The following is a 17,259-nucleotide window of genomic DNA, read 5'->3' as shown; positions in this document are numbered from 1 at the left end:
CGGTGCACATGTAATGTTATTACATAAAGGACCCTTCATGCCGAACACAAGCTCTGGTATCCTCCTTGCAGCCTCATCCTTGGCTTGCGCCTTGCTGCTTCCCTTCTCATCGTTTGCCGACGACGAAAAGGAGACGGAAAGCTGGCGACTATTCGTCGCCGATCACAGCCTGCCGATCGTCCGCGCGATCGATGCCTCAAGTGGCAAGGAAATCGGCCGGTTCGATCTTGACGGCTATGCCTCCCTGTCTCTCAGTCAATCCGGCCGCACCATATTTGCCGTGCAAGGCGAAAAGAATGTGGTCCACGCGATTGCGACCGGCATATCCCTCTCCGATCACGGCGAACATCGCGACATCGAGCTTTCCGATCCGAAACTGCTTCCAGCATCGATCAAGGGCGAAAAGCCTGGGCACGTGGTGACGCACGGCAACAATGTCGCGATCTTCTACGACCGCGACGACAAGTTCGATCTCCTGTCCGAAAATGGCCTTGCCGAAGGCAAACCCGATATTCGTTCATTCCGGACCATCGCCGCCCACCACGGCGTTGCCGTTCCGATGGGCGACCATCTTCTCGTGTCGGTGCCGAATATGGAGGCTTCCGTGAAGGAAGGCGAGTTGCCGCCGCGCCTCGGCTTGCGCGTGTTGAACCGAACGGGAGAGCAGGTCGGTGATATCAAGCGCTGCACAGGGCTTCATGGGGAAGCGACTTCCGCCCGGCTGATTGCCTTCGGCTGCGAGGAAGGTGTCCTGATCGCTCGCCCCGGCGGTATCGACGGCCCAAAGGTGGAGATGCTCGCCTATGGCTCTTCCTTGCCAAAGGGCAAGGTCTCGACATTGCTCGGCGGCACGTCCATGCAATTCTTCCTCGGCAATTATGGTGAGCAGAACGTCGTATTGATCGATCCGGACAATTCTGACCAACCCTACAAGCTGATCGAACTGCCGACACGACGGGTCGATTTCATACTCGATCCGGCAAAGCCGCAGATCGCCTACATTCTCACCGAGGACGGCAATCTGCATCTTATTGATGTCGTGAAAGGCGCGATCGTGAAATCCGAGACCGTTACCGAACCTTACAGCAAGGACGGTCACTGGCGCGACCCGCGGCCTCGTCTGGCGATCGCCGGCAATCTCATCGCCATTACCGATCCGCGCCACGGCCTCGTGCGTATGGTCGATAACCAATCACTGATGGAAGTCAGCAGCATTCCCGTCGAGGGGCAGCCCTTTGCGATCGTTGCGGCCGGCGGATCGGGAGCGGTGCATTGAGAGCCTGAGGTGTAGAGATTGCGATCCGATTCGGATCATTGATCGTTGGTAGTCAGTATCTGACTACCGCCACCTGTTTTGAGCGCCATGTTTTAAGCGCGATGCCATCGATCGCTAACTGTTGAACATCGCAATGGGAGCCGGCTGCTCGGCCAGCTCTCGACAATTGGCGATCGATAAGAGTCCGGCTTGCCAAACCGCCCTTGATATCAGGCAGCGTGCGGACGAAACTTTGCGTTCGCGGCACTCTCCAGACGAAGCTTCAGTTCGTAAGCCACAGCGCAGATTGCCAAAGTGGCGACGGCAATTGGGATAAACGACACGGCGGACAAGAGTCCCATACGATCCAATCCGTAGGCGATCAGCAGCATAACGGTCTGGTGGAGAACGTAGTAGGTGAGAACCGCCCTATTGAGATAGCGGATCACGGCATTTTCCGACCTGCACCAAATCCGCGCATAGCCGAGAACGGTGACGATTGCCGACCATTGGAACGCACCGCCAAGCACTCTGCCTGCAGACAGTCGCCACATCTCCGGAGTGCTGGACGGCAAGGTGGGAAACAGGAACACTAAGGCGAGCGCACAAGGAGTCGTCAGAATCAATGCCGGTCTCCGCATGCTGACCATGGCATCCCAACAGTCGTCGCGCGTTGCCATCACGGCTCCCAACAGGAACGCGGCCATATAAACGGCGTGATTGTACCAATCCGCCAAAAACTCTAGTGATGGAGGGAAAATCGGCCTCAAGACGAGCCGCAGCAAAATGAACAATAGGACAGGCATTATCAGTACCCATTTGCCTGTAAGCCAGGGAGCCAGTCGATCTCCCATATAAGTCAATAAAGAAGGCCACACCGCCACCGCGAGCGTGATGATCACGGTATAACTCCACAGATACAGGAGATACCAAAGATGCTGCATGCCGGCGAGCAGCGTCTGCTCACCGCCCGGCAAGGAAACCGGAGTCAAGGTTACATAATCCCAGAAGACCTCCAAGAGGCTGATATGCACTCCCATCTTGGCATTCAAAAATACATATATCTGCGGCGGGATCAGAAACAGCATACCTGCCAGAAAAGGCATCAGTAATTGTTTTGTGCGCGCACTCCTTAACGCGCCGGGAGGATGCTTCACCAGCAGCATACCCGTCACGGCGCCGGAGATAAAAAACAGCAGCGTCATTCGCCATGGATGCGTCAGTAGATGGATCACATCGAAGGCGGAGGAGCTGTCCGGCGCCTTCAGCAGAAAGGTTCTTGAATTGTATATCAGGCTGACGTGATAGACGATCAGCAGCATAAATGCTGCCACCCTGACAAAATCCAAATCGTGTCGGCGAGACATCCTTTCCATGATTTAGCGAGCTTAGATTACAACCGTTAATGGATTGCCCATAGGCGTCACTATTCCGCCCTCAAAAGACGGTGAAAACGAGCCGTTCGCCTCGCTGCGAACTGCTGGCTTCGCGCCAAGAGGTTCTCCCCAAAACATCATTTCCACCGGCAAGCGAACCGGTTGTGTGCGCCGAGAGCCAGCTTGACAGCAGGCAACATGCATTCTATTGATACGTATAACTAATACGTATAAGTACGCGAGCGATGACAAACGGACGAGCAACGCAAAAGGATGTCGCAAGGGCTGCGGGGGTCTCGCAGGCCACCGTTTCCATGGTGCTGAGCGGCGGCGGAGCATCCATCCCGGCGGAGACGTGGGCACGCATCACGAAGGCGGCAAAGGACCTCGGCTACGTCCCTAACCGTTTTGCGCAAGCGCTCAAGACGAGCCGCACAATGACCATCGCCTGCATCGTGCCCGACATCACCAATCCGTTCTATCCGTCTTTGATTCGCGGTATTCAGTTGATCGCCGACGGCCAGAACTACGATGTGATCACGGTCAACACGGACGGGACGCCCGAGCGCGAACGTCATTTTCTCGATTGGGCCCGACAGGGCCGTGTCGATGGCGTGGTCGGCGTCTTCTTCACGCTGAAGGCCAAGGATTTCAATCCCTTGGTCGAGGCCGGCGTTCCCATAGTGAGAATTGAATCATCCAAAAAGCGCGGTGGCGAAATCCCGATCGACGACATCTATGTCGACAGCAGGGCAGCGGCGCAGACGGTGACGGAATATCTGTTGGGCCTCGGTCATAAGCGCATCGCGCTCGTCGCCGGTCGCGGCGGTCCGCAGGCCCATCGTATCGAAGGCTATCGTACGGCGCTCTCAAAACTCGGCCATCCCGATCACGTCGTCATTGATGACGAATTTTCCGAGATGGGCGGCATGCGCGCGGCCGATAGCATTCTTGGGGGTGATTTCAGCCCGACCGCCATCTTTGCCGCAAACGACCTGATGGCGATCGGGGTGATGCAGTCGCTGCGTGAACACGGCATCCGCATTCCCCAGGATATCGCCGTCGTCGGTTTCGACGATATTTCCGCCGCCAAGCTCGTCACCCCGACGCTGACGACGGTCGCGCAATTTCAATGGAAAATGGGAGAACGTGCCGCGCAGACGCTGATGGATCGCCTTCGCGGACAGAAAACCGGTGCTGGAACTGCCGTTGAAATGCCCTTCGATCTCATCGTCAGGGGTTCGACGAGCAACGAATAAAATCAAATCGGGAGGAGAAAACCGATGCACAGACGTACAGTTTTGAAAGCCGGCCTTGGCGTGGCTGCCCTGCCGCTTATATCCCGCTTCGCATTCGCGGCGGATCAGAAGCCCATATCCTTCTGGTATGAATCCGCTTCGCCGGAGAACCAGGATAACCTCAAGAACATTCTGATCGACCCGTTCAATGCGGCGCATCCCGAAGACCTCCTGAGCATCGATTTCCGCGGCTCGGATCTCGACAAGCAGCTGCGCGTCGCGATGCTGGCCGGCACCGGCCCCGATGTCGTCTTCACAGCTGGCCCGAGTTATGTCGCTGCAATGGCACAGGCTGGTCAGCTTATGCCGCTTGACGACTACGCCAAGAAATATGGATGGAACGAGCGTCTGCTGCCGCTCTTCCTCGATCTCGGCCGCTACAACGGCAAGCTTTATGCGCTCGCAAAGACATACGAAACGCTCGGCCTCTTCTACAACAAGACCTTGTTCGACCAGAACAAATGGAAAGTGCCAGCGACGATATCAGATTTCGAGGCGCTTGCTGACGAAATGAAAGCCAAGGGTCTGACCCCGTTTGGCGCCGGCAATGCCGACTGGCGCCCTGCCAACGAGCATTATGTCTCGATCGCCTTCAACTCGATTGCGGGACCAGAGAATGTCTACAAGGCGCTGACCGGCGCCATCCCATGGACCGATCCCGCCTTCGTCCACTCGATCGACAAGCTCGCGGAGTGGTGGGACAAGGGATATTTCGGCGACAACTATTTCTCGCTGACGCTCGAGCAGGCCTTTGCGCAGATCGCCAGCGGCCAGGCCGGTATGGCGCCAACCGGCACCTGGAACTTCACCAACGTCCAGACCTATTTCCCGCAGAACAATGCGGACCCCGGTTTCGTCGGCTTCCCGAGCGAGAAAGGCGATCCGATCTTCGCGCTCGGCATCGGCTCGACGCTGTCGATCAACGCCAAGTCGGGCAATGCCGATGGCGCCGCTGCCGTTCTCGATTACATGTTCACGGACGACTACTACAGCAAGATGAACTCCGTCTGGCAGGGCGAATGGAACCTGCCGCTGGCCGATCTCTCCAAGGTCAAACTCTCCGATAAGGTCCTGCCTCTTTACGAGGACGCAATGAAGCAGCTGGCAGGCGCAGTCGCCGCCGGCAAATACGGCTACACGACCTGGACCTTCCTGCCGCCGGCCACGGACACCTATCTGGTTAGCGGCATGGAAGAAGTCTGGCTCAAGAAAACGAAATCGGCCGACTTCTTGAAGAAGCTTGACGAGACCTTCAAGCAGGAACGTGACGCCGGCAAGGCGCCGGCGGTCCCGCCCCGCGTCTGAAAAGCCGCCGCAGGACGGCGTTGAAAGCGCCGTCCTCGTCCGGAGGATATTATGCACCGACTCTATCTCGTTCCGACGATGATCATTAATATCATCATCGTCCTCGTCCCTGCTTTGCTGACGGTGGCACTCGCCTTCTGCAATTGGGACGGCATTTCCCCGCCCACCTTTGCGGGTCTCGACAATTTCCGCGCGCTTGCCGACGACCGCGTCTTCTGGCTGGCGCTCGGCAACAACATCGTCTGGACGGTCGTCTTCCTGACGATGCCAATCCTCATGGGGCTCCTTGCTGCCTCGATGCTGCTGATCGTGCGACGCGGCAGCAATTTCTTCCAGGTCGTCTACTTCCTGCCTGTCGTCATCGCGACCGCAATCACGGCCCGCATCTGGCAGGGGATGATCTATAGCCCCGTGACCGGCGTCTTCGGCCTCCTCAAGAAATACGGGCTGCCGATCTCCAATCCGCTGACCCAGCCACCGATCGCACTCTTCGGCGTCGCAACAGTCGACCTGTGGCACTGGTGGGGCTTTCTCTGCGTCATCTTTTTCGCCGCACTGCGGCAGGTGCCGCAGGAGCAGATCGAAGCCGCCCGCATCGAAGGCGCGACCTATTTCCAGATGATGCGCTATGTGCTGCTTCCCGGCATCCGGCCGACGATTACGCTGATGATGATCATGACCGTGATCTGGTCGTTCCTCGCCTTCGATTTCGTCTACATCCTGACCCAAGGCGGCCCAGCCTTTTCGAGCGAACTGCTTTCGACACTCGCCTATCGCAAAGCCTTTTATGATCTGAACGTCGGGCAGGCGGCCGCCGCAGCCCTCGTCATCAGCCTGTTCGGGCTGGTGGGCACCTTCTTCTACGTGCGCATCCAGATCAGGGAGGGCGAACAATGAGGCTCGTGGAAAGCCGCCTGACTCTCTGGGTCTGCTATATCCTTCTCGGCATATTCGCTTTCGTCGCCCTCTTCCCGATCGCGCTTCTAGTGCTGAACTCGCTGAAGCCGGCGGCTCAGATCGTGCAGAACCCACTCGGCCTGCCGCAGCCCATCCGCTGGCAGAATTTTGCCAATGCCTGGAACCACGCGAAATTCTCGCAGACCTTCATCAACTCGCTGATCGTGTCCTGCACGACAATCGTGCTGGTCTGCACGACATCGTCGCTGACCGCCTATGTCATCGCGCGCCGCAAGATCAAAAGCTGGAAGATCTTCACCTTCTATCTGCTGGCAACGACGACCGCACCGATCCAGCTCTACATCTTCCCGCTCTATTTCGGCTTCGCGAAGCTCGGGCTCATCAACAACATCTTCGGCGTGGCGCTGATCTACACCGCGCTCTACAGCCCCTTTGCCGTGATGCTGCTCAGAACCTATTTCCTGGCGGTTCCAAAGGAGCTTGAGGAAGCAGCGATCGTCGACGGCGCCACGCATTGGCAGGTCTTCTGGCGGGTGATGCTGCCAATCGTCTCGCCGGGCATCCTCACCGTGGCGCTGATCATCGGTCTGAATTCGTGGAATGAGTTCCTGATCGCCACGACCTTCCTGCAGAAGCAAGAGAACATGACGGCCGTCATCGCCTTCTTCCTGCTGTCCGGCCAGTACAGCTCCGATTGGGGTGAGATCATGGCCGCAGCGCTCATCATCGTCGTGCCTGTCGTCTCGCTTTTCGTCTTCATGCAGAAGCGCTTCATCGAGGGCATGGCCGGCGGCTCCGTCAAAGGCTGAGCGATTTTTTCAAACAATCTATGGAGTGAGCAATGCAGCTTCCAAACGACTATCTCGAACGTGTCTATGCCGGGGTCCTGGGCAAGCTCATCGGTGTCTATCTTGGCCGTCCTTTCGAGGGATGGACATACCAGAAGATCATGGAAGAACTCGGCCCGATCGAATACTACGTGCATGAGCGCCTGAACCAACCGCTCGTCGTCACCGACGACGATGTCGCCGGCACCTTCACCTTCATCCGCGCGCTGGAAGATTACGGCATCAAGCCGAGCCTCTCGGCTGAAGAAATCGGCAAGGCCTGGCTCAACTATATCGTCGAGGAGCGCTCGATTCTCTGGTGGGGCGGCAATGGCAACTCCACCGAACACACGGCCTGGCTCAATCTCAAGAAGGGTGTGCCGGCCCCGCATTCCGGCTCGATCGCCACCAATGGCCAGGGCGTTGCCGAGCAGATCGGCGCCCAGATCTTCATCGACGGATGGGCGATGGTCGCCCCCGGCCAGCCGGAACTCGCGGCCAAGCTCGCAGAACAGGCCGGCAAGGTCAGCCATGATGGCGAGTCCGTCTATGCAGCCATGCTGTGGGCGGCGATGGAGGCCGAAGCTTTCGTCGCATCAGACATCGACCACCTGATCGATACCGGGCTGAAGCAGATCCCGAGCGACAGCCAGATCGCCAAGCTGATTGCTGACATCAGGGCCTGGCACAAGGCTCATCCCGATTGGCGCGACACGCGCCAGAAGATCCAGGACAATTACGGCTACGACAAATATCCCGGCAACTGCCATATCATGCCCAATCACGCGCTGATGATCATGACGGTGCTCTATGCGCCGGACGATTTCCAGAAGGCGCAGATGATCGTCAACACGTCGGGCTGGGATACGGATTGCAACGCCGGCAACGTCGGCTGCCTGCTCGGCATCATGAATGGCCTTGATGGGCTTGCCGAAGGGCCGGACTTCCGCGGCCCTATCGCCGACCGCATGCTGATCTCTTCTGCCGACGGCGGCAATTCCATCAACGATGCCGTGCGTCAGGCCTATTTCTTGACCAATCTCGGTCTTCAGCTTGCCGGGCAACAGTCGCTCGAGGCCCCAAAGAACGGGGCGCAATTTCACTTCTCGCTCCCCGGCAGCCAACAGGGCTTCCGACCGCTGACAGGTCTCGACGCGGCAGGTGGCGTGCGTGTCGGCAACACCGAATTCGAGAGCGGCCGCGCGCTGACGATCGATTACGAAGCCCTTGGCCCGGCGCAACGCGCCGTGGTGACGACGCCGACCTTCTCGCCGCGCGAAATGCTCGACATGCGCACCTACGACCTGATGGCGACACCGCTCGTCTATCCCGGTCAGAAAGTGAAGGCCCGCGTCAAGGCCGACCAGCAGAACCGGGGAGCGATCGAAACGCGTTTGCGTATCCGCGTCTATGACGAGCGCGACCAGTTGAGCGACATCGACTCGGCTGCGGTTGTCATCGAGCCCGGCTCGGAAGCCACTCTCGAATGGACCCTTCCCGAGACCGACGGCCAGCCGATCGCAGAGATCGGCATCGCCATAACCGGCACCGGTAAGCGTGCCGATGGCCGCCTGTTCGTCGACTATCTCCGTTGGGACGGTGCACCAAAGCTCACGCTCAAGCGCCCTGCTGGCGATGGGGATTTCTGGCGCATGGCCTGGGTGAATGGCGCAAGCTTCTTCTCCAAGCGCTTTCCGGCCGCCTTCCGCATCGCGCAGAACCGAGGCGAAGGCATCATCATTCATGGCACGCGCCAATGGACCGACTACCAGGCCTCAGGTCAGGTGATGATCCATCTCGGCAATTACGGCGGCTTTGCCATCCGCGCTCAGGGCCTGCGCCGCTACTATGGCGCCCGCGTGACGCGCGACGGCAAGATGCAGATCGTCAAGGTGCGCGACGAGGACACCAAGGTCCTTGCCGAAACCGCCTTCAAGATCGAGTTCGACAAGCATATCGCCATGAAGGTCTCGGCGCAGGGTGCACGCATCACCTTCGAGGCCGACGGTATTTCGGTGACGGCTGAAGATACCGCCGCCGATGCCTTCCGTGACGGCGGCGTCGGCCTTCTCATTCATGAAGGCGCCTTGTCGTCGAACGAGATCCGGATCGGAGGAGTATGATGGCAACGGTCACCATCGATAAGGCACGCAAGGCCTATGGCGCCGTGGAGGTTCTCCACGGCGTCTCGGCCGACATTACCGACGGCGAATTCGTCGTCCTTGTAGGCCCCTCGGGCTGCGGCAAGTCAACCCTGCTCAGAATAATCGCCGGCCTTGAAGACATTACCGGCGGCACGATCAGCATCGGCGGACGCGTCGTCAACAACCTGCCGCCCAAAGAACGCGACATATCCATGGTCTTCCAGAATTATGCGCTCTACCCGCATATGACGGTCGCCGAAAACATGGCCTTCTCGCTGACACTTGCCGGAGCCGCCAAGGAGGAAAAGCAGAAGCGCGTGGCACATGCCGCACAGATTCTCGGCCTCACCGATCTTCTCGGGCGCTATCCCCGACAGCTTTCCGGCGGCCAGCGCCAGCGCGTCGCCATGGGCCGCTCGATCGTCCGCAATCCGCAGGTCTTCCTGTTCGACGAACCTCTGTCCAATCTGGACGCGAAGCTGCGCGTCGCCATGCGCGCCGAGATCAAGAGCCTGCACCGGCGCCTGGCAACGACGACCATCTACGTCACCCACGACCAGGTCGAAGCCATGACCATGGCCGACCGCATCGTCGTCATGAACGGCGGCCATATCGAGCAGATCGGTAAGCCGCTCGAGCTTTACGACAACCCGCAAAGCACTTTCGTTGCCGCGTTCATCGGCTCGCCTGCCATGAACCTGCTGAATGGACGCTTCGACACTGATGGCGGAAAGCCTGTCTTCAAGACCAATGACGGCATCCTGCTGCCCCTGCCCGACAATGCACCCAGGGTTTCCGGCGTGGAAGGCGTTTACGGCATCCGGCCGGAATATTTCACCCTTTCGCCCGCAAATGTCGGAATTCCCGCGCGCGTGGTGGTCGTCGAGCCCCTTGGTTCCGAGACGCATATAACGGCGACCGTGGGCGGGCAGACAATCGTCACCGTCTTCCATGACCGGCTCAATATCGAACCGGAAGAGACGATTTGGCTGCAGCCGCGGACAGAACGGATCTGCCTGTTCGATGCGGGCGGACGCCGGCTAACCGAAAAGGCCGTCGAGCGAAACCTGCAGCATTCGTGACACGGCTTTCGGATGAGACTACACGGAGCCGGCGATCGATGAAGAACGGGCCGTCATGCCGTGCTGATCCCTTCATTTGACGTCGCTTTCGCGGATCCGGTCGGCAAGATCGAGAAAATTCTGCCGCATCCGGCGCAAGGTGAAATCAAGGCCAAACAGACGGCCGGTTTCGCTGAAGCCCATCGATTGGGCCTCTGTCGAATTCTGCAGAGCGCTGAAAGCGGCTTCGAAGGCCTCATCTCCGGCCGAGAGCAGCTTGGGATCGATCTCGCCGCCCGCACGCAGCGCCTGGCCACATGCTTCCGCGAAGCGAGCCTGTGCCTCCAGCACCCGCCCTGCCTGTGGCCCGATCGCTTCGACGATCGCTGGTGGGAAGGGCGTTTCCACGATATGGCTGACATAGGTCATGTCGTTGCGAATGCGCCAGAGGGAGCGAGGAATGGCTTCTGAAATCCCATGCTTCGTCAACCATAAGGCGCGCTCGCGCTGGGCATCGGTCAAAAGCGTTTCGGTTGCCATCAGCGATTGACGCAGCGCGATATTGGCTTCTGAAGCCGAGACGGGCTCGCCTTTTTCGACTGCGGTTGCCAGAGTGCGCAATATCCGCGCCATAACATCGAGGGCCGATCCGAAACGATCGAGCACGATGGTTCGCGAACGCGTCGGCAGGATGAAGAGGCTGGCGAGCACGCCTACGACACCGCCCAGGGTAATTTCGGCGATGCGGTCGATCACGAAAATTTCGACAGGGACGTTGGCGGAGTGGGTCAGCATGACGATCGCCGCCGTCAACCCGGCATTGCGCAGGCGAGGGACGCGTGCCGCCACAAAGCTCGAAAAGCCAACGACACAGATGAGCGCGATCCCGACAGTAAGCGGCTCGGGCGGTGTGACGAACACCGCCGCCCCTCCAAGCATAGCTCCGGCGACAGTCGCCACCAGACGGTCGACCGCCATGCCGGCCGTCGCGCCGACAGATGCCTGCATGACGATCAACACAGTGAAGACGGCCCAATAGCCTTGCTGAAGGTGTAGAAGCTGGGAAACGGCATAGGTAATCGTGCAGGCGATCATGACCCGTAGTGCCTGCACAGCGGCGCGCTTGGTCTGGATCAGCGATATGCTGGGCTTGGGCGGGGGCTGGCTTTGAGGCGACACGGGCTCTGTCATCGCGCAACTTTTGGTCTGAAAACGTATGCTGACAATGGCCGTTAGGGTCTTGCCCCTCCCCCCGCTGCAACGCCAATCGCGGGACGAATCCGCGACTTACAATGGCAGTATTCGGCCTGATATGGAAGGAGAGCGAATAATGGCAAATCACCCAGTGTCTCGCCATGCCCCTCTACGGAAGCACGGCTTTGACCGACGGTTACGGATCGGATTTTACGCTCAAACCGTGGCGGACGCCGCAGACGTCGGCGAGGTCTCCTCAACGAGAACCTGTCGCAGCCGTGCTTCCTGATCCGGTGAAAGCGAGGTGCGCAACAGCCGCGCATGCTCGCCCTTGAATTCGGCGAGGACCTTCTCGGGCTGAACCTTGCGGATCAGCAGGAAGAGTGCGGAACTATGCACCGGAATGGTTTCGGCGAGCTTCTCGATGAGGCCGTCATCGATGCCGTAATCGGCCATCGATCCGGCAAGAGCACCGGAGCCGGCACCGATCGCACCGCCGACCACCAGGCCCGCAAGAGGATTGAGGAAGATCAGGCCAACGAGCGAACCCCACAACGCACCCGAAAGGCCGCCGCTTGCGGCACCGGCGGCGGTCAGATTGACGCTCTGCTTGAGACGGACCTTACCGGACTCGTCACGAACGGCGATAACGGCATCTTCCAGATCGATCAGATATTCCTTCTCGAGCTGAACAAGACGGTTAAGGATAGCATCCGCCTTATCGGCATCATCGAAACCAAGCACTATGAGTTCTGACATCGAAATCCTCCGGGTCGTGTTATCGAGGCAAGAAGTAGGGCATCGGGCCGACTAGTGAACAGCCGTGCTGATCAACCGGTAAGGATGAGTAGCATTGAACTGCGAGATCATTGCGACAGCCTGCTGCAGCAACTCTTCCGCCTGTTCGGGATCGTCGCGAGCAAGTTCGTCGGCATAGACGCGGATCGCTTCCGCCATATTGGTGGAAAGCGCCGCAAATTGCTGATTGCCTTCGACGAGAGCCTCGCGTGCGTTGCCCTCCAGCGTCCGGGCGGCGTCAATGAGGATTTCCTCGCGCTCTTCGACGCTGAGGTCTTCGATGGTTCTGGTTCTATCTTCCATTTTGGTCACTCCTAACAGACGTGATTGCAGCCGAGCTCATAAAGCCTCGACTGCTACTCACGTAGGAAGACGCAAATTCGGGTTCAAGGTTCCCTTCTGCCCACCCCACGGGCCGCGAAACCTTGTCATCACGTCGCGGTCGATACGGAACAATGCGGCTGCCATACGGTTTGATCGATATGGCCCGGCCGCCTTTTCACGCGGAAAGCTCTCGGCCGTGCTGCATTCGACATGACGCGACGCATAGGGAGATCGACATGACGGACACGCGACGAGACAAAGGCAAGGCCAGGACCGAGCATGACGCCACGCATCACGGCATCGGATCCGTTCCGGCCGACCAAACCAAAGGCGAGATCGACGCGGCGTCGGAGCACGTCAAGGAGCGCACTCCCGACGACCTGCCCAATATCAAAGCGGAGAAGGAGGCCGTGCGCCAGCACGGTGATGCCTTCGTCGTAAAGAGCGATCTCGAAGACGCTGAGGAGCGCGAGGCTGCACCGGGAACCCGCGAGCAGCCGTAGGGCTTCATCGAGATGATTTCACCCGCTCCATCCTTTTGCAATCAAGAACAGGAGACAGCCATGACGGACACCGATGAGAACGCCCGCGTTTGGGAGCTGGTCGACAAGATCGGCTTTTGCATGCTGACCACGCAAATATCTGGAAGCCTGCGCGCACGGCCGATGGCTGCGCATCCCGAACCGATTGAAAATGCGATTTATTTCCTGACGGATGTTGCGGGCCACAAGGATGAGGAGATCGCCCGTTGGCCGAATGTCTGCCTCGCCTTCGCCGACACCCGGGGTCAGAAATATGTTTCGATCTCCGGCACTGCTGAAGTCAGCAACGACCGCGAACGCGTCAGGGATCTCTGGTCCACGGGCGCCAGGGCCTGGTGGGACAGTGCCGACGATCCCTCAATCCGCGTTTTGAAGGTGACGCCTGTCTTCGCCGAATATTGGGATAGCCCCGGCAGCATCATCAGCTACATCAAAATGGCGGCCGCCGCGGTCTCGAATTCCAGACCCGACATGGGCGACAACGTTAAAGTCGAGCTATAACCTTTAAACCCAGCCATGCCGCGCATATGTGGCGGCATGGCTTGCATCAAGCCCTGAGAAGGGCGCGAATTGCTATTCTTCCCATTCCTCGTCATCGGCGGAAAGCAGTTCCACCAGCGCTGCCACCTTGCCATCCGGCAGATGGCGGCCTTCGCCGATCAAAGCCTCATCGCTGTTGACCCAGGCCCACGCCTCGGACAGCTCCGTTGGCGTTGCGCCTGTCGCAACAATATCAGCGATAAGGGTCTCGTCTACAGGGCCAAGTACGGTGGTGACGTCTTGCGAGGTCAACGTCATGTCCTGCTCCTCTTCCTGTTTGTCAGACCATGAACATCCCTGAAATATAGAAACTTGAGGATGAACTTCCACCCGCGACCAGGCCTCAATGAGGCAAAATATTTCCGTTAATAAATTGAAATATCAAACTAAACCTCTCCATCACCCGCAAAAGAAAATCTTGCCGGGAGATGACCGCGTCCAAGCTCAACGGCTTTCCACGGAAAGCTAGGACGACCGGTCTCGAAAATGCGTGCGATCAAAACGTCGTTGCGCGGAGACTGCCCGCTCGTGTCAAGTCAGGGCCCTGAAGGCCATAATGCAGCCGCAAAGCGCGCAAATCAAAGCACCGCCCTCCCATAGCTGATCGAACAATCGACCCAAAATCGCATAAGTCTCGAGCTGGTCAGAATGTTGGGCCAGCTGCGCCGTTCTTCAGCGTGAAATAAGCAAAGGCTGCTACGAAAAATGCAATGACGGCCAGGATCACCAACAAACGCTTGAGCCAAGGAGGCGTTTGTCTCGGCGGTTTCGGCTTCGGACGGCGTTCAAACTTGATGACATTATCGGACATGACAATCGATTAGCGAAGATCAAACGGTTTGCCAATCCGGTACGAACGCAGCGATGTGACGTTTCCGTCGTCGGCCAGACAAAATGCTCCATTCATCCAAACTCTCAATCTTGTCCGCAACGCTTCAGGGTGGCGGAAATTAGATTGAAGCTCACAAATCCCGAAGGTGCCTTCTTGAATATCCTCAATAAAATTCGTCCCTGGAGCCCGCAGCAGCGTGCATTGATCGTCCCCTTCCCAGCCAAACGGGATCTGGCCGAACGCACATCCCAGGCAACAGCCGCCGACGGCCCGATTGTGGCATTTTTTACCGAGGGCAGTTTTTACGAACAGGAAAAAGAGCGGATGGCCCATTCCGCGGAGCGGATCGGGCTAAAGGTATACGCAACGGCAGTGCCAAGCGCCGGCAGCTGGGTGCTGAATGCCGGGCTTAAACCCGGCTTTTTGCTGCGAGAACGGGCGAGGCTGCGCGGACCTTTGCTTTATGTCGACGTCGATGCTGTCTTCCACCGCAATCCCTGGCCGGAACTTCGTAAACTCGAATGCGACATTGCCGTCTATTACGAAGGCGATGAACGCCTTATCAGCGCGACCATTCTCGTCAACGATACGCCTGGCGCGGCGCAGCTCATCGAGCGCTGGCGGCAAGGATGCCTTGCAAAGCCCGACGCGTGGGATCAGGTCGTTCTGGAGGAAATCATCACCGAGGATGCAGCAAGCCCGAAGCCGCAATTCAAGGTGGCTAAATTGCCTGCCTCTTTCTGCTGGATATTCGATCGGGTCGAAAATGGATCTGTCGGCGACGTCTTCATCGAGCAGCTACAGGCGAGCCGCGAAGCGACCAAGCGCAAACGCTGGTTTGGCCGCATCGGCAAACGGCTGAAGCGCCGTCGCGATCGTGTCGAGGAAATCGAACGCGTGCTAAAGGATGACAATTGGGGGCCGCTTCGAACGGGCCTGCAACAGAATCAAACCTGAATCACAGCATGTCGCCGAGCGTCCAATGGTTATTCCATCGTGCATCGATCTCATCCTCGACGTTCTGATAGCGAATGTCCGTGGACAGGCGCAGTCTGTGCTGCCTGTCCTGATTGGTGGTCGAGGCGTGTATCATGAATGGTGAATGGAGCATGATGTCGCCTGCCTCATAGTCAGCGACCAGCCAGCGCGTATCGAAGCGTTCTGCCATGTCGGGCAGATCCTTCGAAACCCAGCCACCCTCCGTCATATTTCGATTATAGGCGCTCACGCGTTCCTCAGGACTGAGATCTCTGTTCTTTTCGCTGAACTCGTGCTCCATCCGGGCACCGATCGCATGCGATCCCTCCAGATAGGTCAGCCCGCCCATTTTGATCGGGATATCGCCGATCGGTATCCATGCCGTCACGATCCGGCTGGTGCCGCCGCGAAGATAGACCAGATCGTAATGGGCTGGTGTCGCCGTCGTCGTTCCCGGCCGCACATGGCGCATGATCTTGCGCTTGTGCAGATAGGAGATGCCCGAGAGGAATTCGTCCATGAAGCGCGAAAGACGCGGCTGCGCGCAAAAACCCTCGTAGGCGACCGAGCGTACGAGAGACATCAGGCAACGATCGACCTCCTTGCCTTCCGGCGCCGAAGCAGAGGATATCCCGTCCCTCGGGTCCGTTCCTTCCGCAATCAGCCCTGTCTTCGCCATATGGCCGAAGACCCAGCCTCGAAATTCGATCACGTCCTTGCGCGGCAGAAATCCCTTGAGCCACACATAGCCGTTCTCCTCGTAAAGCATGCGGATTGCCTCGACACCGATGCCCGGATCGGTCGGGGTGAGATAACCGAGCCGATGGGGCGCAGTGGAGAGAACCTTTCCATTGGCAACAAGATTGAGCGCACTCTCGCCGGAGGGCACGGTCTGCAAGGGAATCGACATTTCACTCGCCCAGGGTTTGAATTGATTGCCCGTTGAATCTAGCAGTCAGTGATGGTTCACTACATGGACAAAAGGGATACTGGACTTTTCGCTCATCATGAAACCGGCGACACATGCTATTTACCGATCGCCACTTGCGGCCGCCGGAGGGCTGGCGGTCACGGGCAGCGGCAGGCAGCATGCCATGCATGCAGTCAGGGCGCGGAAGTTGCCGAGCTATGCTGTGGTTCTCGTCGAGAACGGCCAAGGCTTTCTCGAAACGGATGCCGGCGGCCGCAGAAGCGTGAAAGGCCCGGCGCTCTTCTGGCTCTTCCCGAACCGCCAGCACTCCTACGGCCCCGATGCTGAAGGCTGGAGCGAGCGATGGGCGCTTTTCGAAGGCTCCCTCGCGCGCGACTTTCTGCGCCTTAGCCTTATCAGCGAGCAGAATCCGCTCATTACCTTGCGCAATCTCGACAATGTGCAGCGTCTCTTCGGCACTATCCACGACGACCTTATCGAAGATACCAACCTGTCGAGAGCCACTGCCGCTTGCGCTCTCCATCAGATCGTCATTCTGGCTGCCCGGCAGGCGAGCCGGGCCGTTCCCTCCCCTCAGCAAGGCTCGGATATCGGCGAAATCATCGAGGCGCTTCGCCAAAGAGCGACACAATCCCTTGATATGACAGCTTTTGCCGCTGAATACGGCATGTCTCCCGCCACGCTGCGCCGAAAAATCACGGCGGAAGTCGGGCTCCCGCCAAAGGGCTTTCAGCTTCGTGTGCGCATGGACCGTGCCAAGGAGTTGCTGACGATGACGGACGACAAGATCGAGATCATCGCCTCGAAAGTCGGATTCGATGATCCGTTCTACTTCTCCCGGCTATTCCATGAGCGCGAAAGCTGTACGCCGCGCGAATTCCGCGCCCGCTACCGGAGAAGCTGATCGATCAAGATATGTCGGACATGTCGCAACGA

The 17,259-nt window shown here is 58.6% G+C and carries 19 protein-coding genes; 11 read left to right on the top strand and 8 right to left on the bottom strand.

What is annotated here, in order from left to right:
• Positions 1-37 precede the first annotated feature (37 nt).
• Entirely contained in the window at positions 38-1,276 is a 1,239-nt protein-coding gene (locus AC13RM_RS21150) for a hypothetical protein (RefSeq protein ID WP_488555507.1), read from the top strand.
• 209 nt (positions 1,277-1,485) lie between these two features.
• Here AC13RM_RS21150 and AC13RM_RS21145 read toward each other — a convergent pair whose 3' ends face one another.
• Complete coding sequence (locus AC13RM_RS21145) at positions 1,486-2,622, bottom strand: acyltransferase family protein (protein WP_488555506.1); 1,137 nt, start codon at positions 2,620-2,622, stop codon at positions 1,486-1,488.
• A 254-nt stretch (positions 2,623-2,876) separates the two neighbouring features.
• Between AC13RM_RS21145 and AC13RM_RS21140 the strand changes: the two genes are divergently transcribed.
• The 6 genes from AC13RM_RS21140 to AC13RM_RS21115 are packed head-to-tail and all read left to right on the top strand — an operon-like array spanning position 2,877 to position 10,205.
• On the top strand, positions 2,877-3,890 hold the full coding sequence (locus AC13RM_RS21140) for a LacI family DNA-binding transcriptional regulator (RefSeq protein WP_488555505.1): 1,014 nt from the start codon (positions 2,877-2,879) through the stop codon (positions 3,888-3,890).
• Between the two features lie 24 nt (positions 3,891-3,914).
• Entirely contained in the window at positions 3,915-5,234 is a 1,320-nt protein-coding gene (locus AC13RM_RS21135; protein WP_488555504.1) for an ABC transporter substrate-binding protein, read from the top strand.
• A 51-nt stretch (positions 5,235-5,285) separates the two neighbouring features.
• Positions 5,286-6,131, top strand: a complete 846-nt coding sequence (locus AC13RM_RS21130; protein ID WP_488555503.1) for a carbohydrate ABC transporter permease — start codon at positions 5,286-5,288, stop codon at positions 6,129-6,131.
• Positions 6,128-6,961 carry a carbohydrate ABC transporter permease gene (locus AC13RM_RS21125; RefSeq protein WP_488555502.1) on the top strand — a complete coding sequence of 278 codons (834 nt, stop codon included), beginning with the start codon at positions 6,128-6,130 and terminating at the stop codon, positions 6,959-6,961. The genes AC13RM_RS21130 and AC13RM_RS21125 overlap by 4 nt, the downstream gene beginning before the upstream one ends.
• Before the next feature lie 32 nt (positions 6,962-6,993).
• A complete protein-coding gene (locus tag AC13RM_RS21120; protein WP_488555501.1) occupies positions 6,994-9,102 on the top strand; it encodes an ADP-ribosylglycohydrolase family protein in 2,109 nt (702 codons plus the stop codon).
• Complete coding sequence (locus AC13RM_RS21115; RefSeq protein ID WP_374819889.1) at positions 9,102-10,205, top strand: ABC transporter ATP-binding protein; 1,104 nt, start codon at positions 9,102-9,104, stop codon at positions 10,203-10,205. The genes AC13RM_RS21120 and AC13RM_RS21115 overlap by 1 nt, the downstream gene beginning before the upstream one ends.
• Before the next feature lie 72 nt (positions 10,206-10,277).
• Here AC13RM_RS21115 and AC13RM_RS21110 read toward each other — a convergent pair whose 3' ends face one another.
• The 3 genes from AC13RM_RS21110 to AC13RM_RS21100 all read right to left on the bottom strand — a co-directional run bounded on the left by AC13RM_RS21110 (position 10,278) and on the right by AC13RM_RS21100 (position 12,479).
• On the bottom strand, positions 10,278-11,375 hold the full coding sequence (locus AC13RM_RS21110) for an FUSC family protein (protein WP_113228702.1): 1,098 nt from the start codon (positions 11,373-11,375) through the stop codon (positions 10,278-10,280).
• 219 nt (positions 11,376-11,594) lie between these two features.
• The gene (locus AC13RM_RS21105) at positions 11,595-12,137 is read right to left on the bottom strand and encodes a DUF1269 domain-containing protein (RefSeq protein WP_113228701.1); all 543 of its coding nucleotides are present in this window, start codon (positions 12,135-12,137) and stop codon (positions 11,595-11,597) included.
• Positions 12,138-12,188: 51 nt separating this feature from the next.
• On the bottom strand, positions 12,189-12,479 hold the full coding sequence (locus tag AC13RM_RS21100) for a hypothetical protein (protein WP_113228700.1): 291 nt from the start codon (positions 12,477-12,479) through the stop codon (positions 12,189-12,191).
• Between the two features lie 257 nt (positions 12,480-12,736).
• Here AC13RM_RS21100 and AC13RM_RS21095 point away from each other — a divergent pair, with 257 nt between their 5' ends.
• Complete coding sequence (locus AC13RM_RS21095; protein ID WP_113228699.1) at positions 12,737-13,003, top strand: hypothetical protein; 267 nt, start codon at positions 12,737-12,739, stop codon at positions 13,001-13,003.
• A 60-nt stretch (positions 13,004-13,063) separates the two neighbouring features.
• Entirely contained in the window at positions 13,064-13,543 is a 480-nt protein-coding gene (locus AC13RM_RS21090) for a pyridoxamine 5'-phosphate oxidase family protein (protein WP_113228698.1), read from the top strand.
• Positions 13,544-13,615: 72 nt separating this feature from the next.
• Here the strand turns inward: AC13RM_RS21090 and AC13RM_RS21085 are convergent, their stop codons facing one another.
• From AC13RM_RS21085 to AC13RM_RS21075, 3 genes are all read right to left on the bottom strand, one after another.
• A complete protein-coding gene (locus tag AC13RM_RS21085; RefSeq protein ID WP_113228697.1) occupies positions 13,616-13,840 on the bottom strand; it encodes a hypothetical protein in 225 nt (74 codons plus the stop codon).
• 385 nt (positions 13,841-14,225) lie between these two features.
• Entirely contained in the window at positions 14,226-14,393 is a 168-nt protein-coding gene (locus tag AC13RM_RS21080; RefSeq protein ID WP_167078018.1) for a hypothetical protein, read from the bottom strand.
• Positions 14,394-14,402: 9 nt separating this feature from the next.
• Positions 14,403-14,747, bottom strand: a complete 345-nt coding sequence (locus tag AC13RM_RS21075; RefSeq protein WP_374819893.1) for a hypothetical protein — start codon at positions 14,745-14,747, stop codon at positions 14,403-14,405.
• Between AC13RM_RS21075 and AC13RM_RS21070 the strand changes: the two genes are divergently transcribed.
• On the top strand, positions 14,739-15,371 hold the full coding sequence (locus tag AC13RM_RS21070) for a putative nucleotide-diphospho-sugar transferase (RefSeq protein WP_374819895.1): 633 nt from the start codon (positions 14,739-14,741) through the stop codon (positions 15,369-15,371). The genes AC13RM_RS21075 and AC13RM_RS21070 overlap by 9 nt on opposite strands.
• Position 15,372: 1 nt before the next feature.
• Here AC13RM_RS21070 and AC13RM_RS21065 read toward each other — a convergent pair whose 3' ends face one another.
• Complete coding sequence (locus tag AC13RM_RS21065; RefSeq protein ID WP_374819897.1) at positions 15,373-16,302, bottom strand: phytanoyl-CoA dioxygenase family protein; 930 nt, start codon at positions 16,300-16,302, stop codon at positions 15,373-15,375.
• 97 nt (positions 16,303-16,399) lie between these two features.
• Between AC13RM_RS21065 and AC13RM_RS21060 the strand changes: the two genes are divergently transcribed.
• On the top strand, positions 16,400-17,227 hold the full coding sequence (locus AC13RM_RS21060; protein ID WP_374819899.1) for a helix-turn-helix transcriptional regulator: 828 nt from the start codon (positions 16,400-16,402) through the stop codon (positions 17,225-17,227).
• Positions 17,228-17,259 lie beyond the last annotated feature (32 nt).

The organism is Martinezella sp. CNPSo 3732, assembly GCF_057784515.1.
Note: the sequence above shows the minus strand (reverse complement) of the source record. Positions and strands in the feature narration are given on the sequence as shown.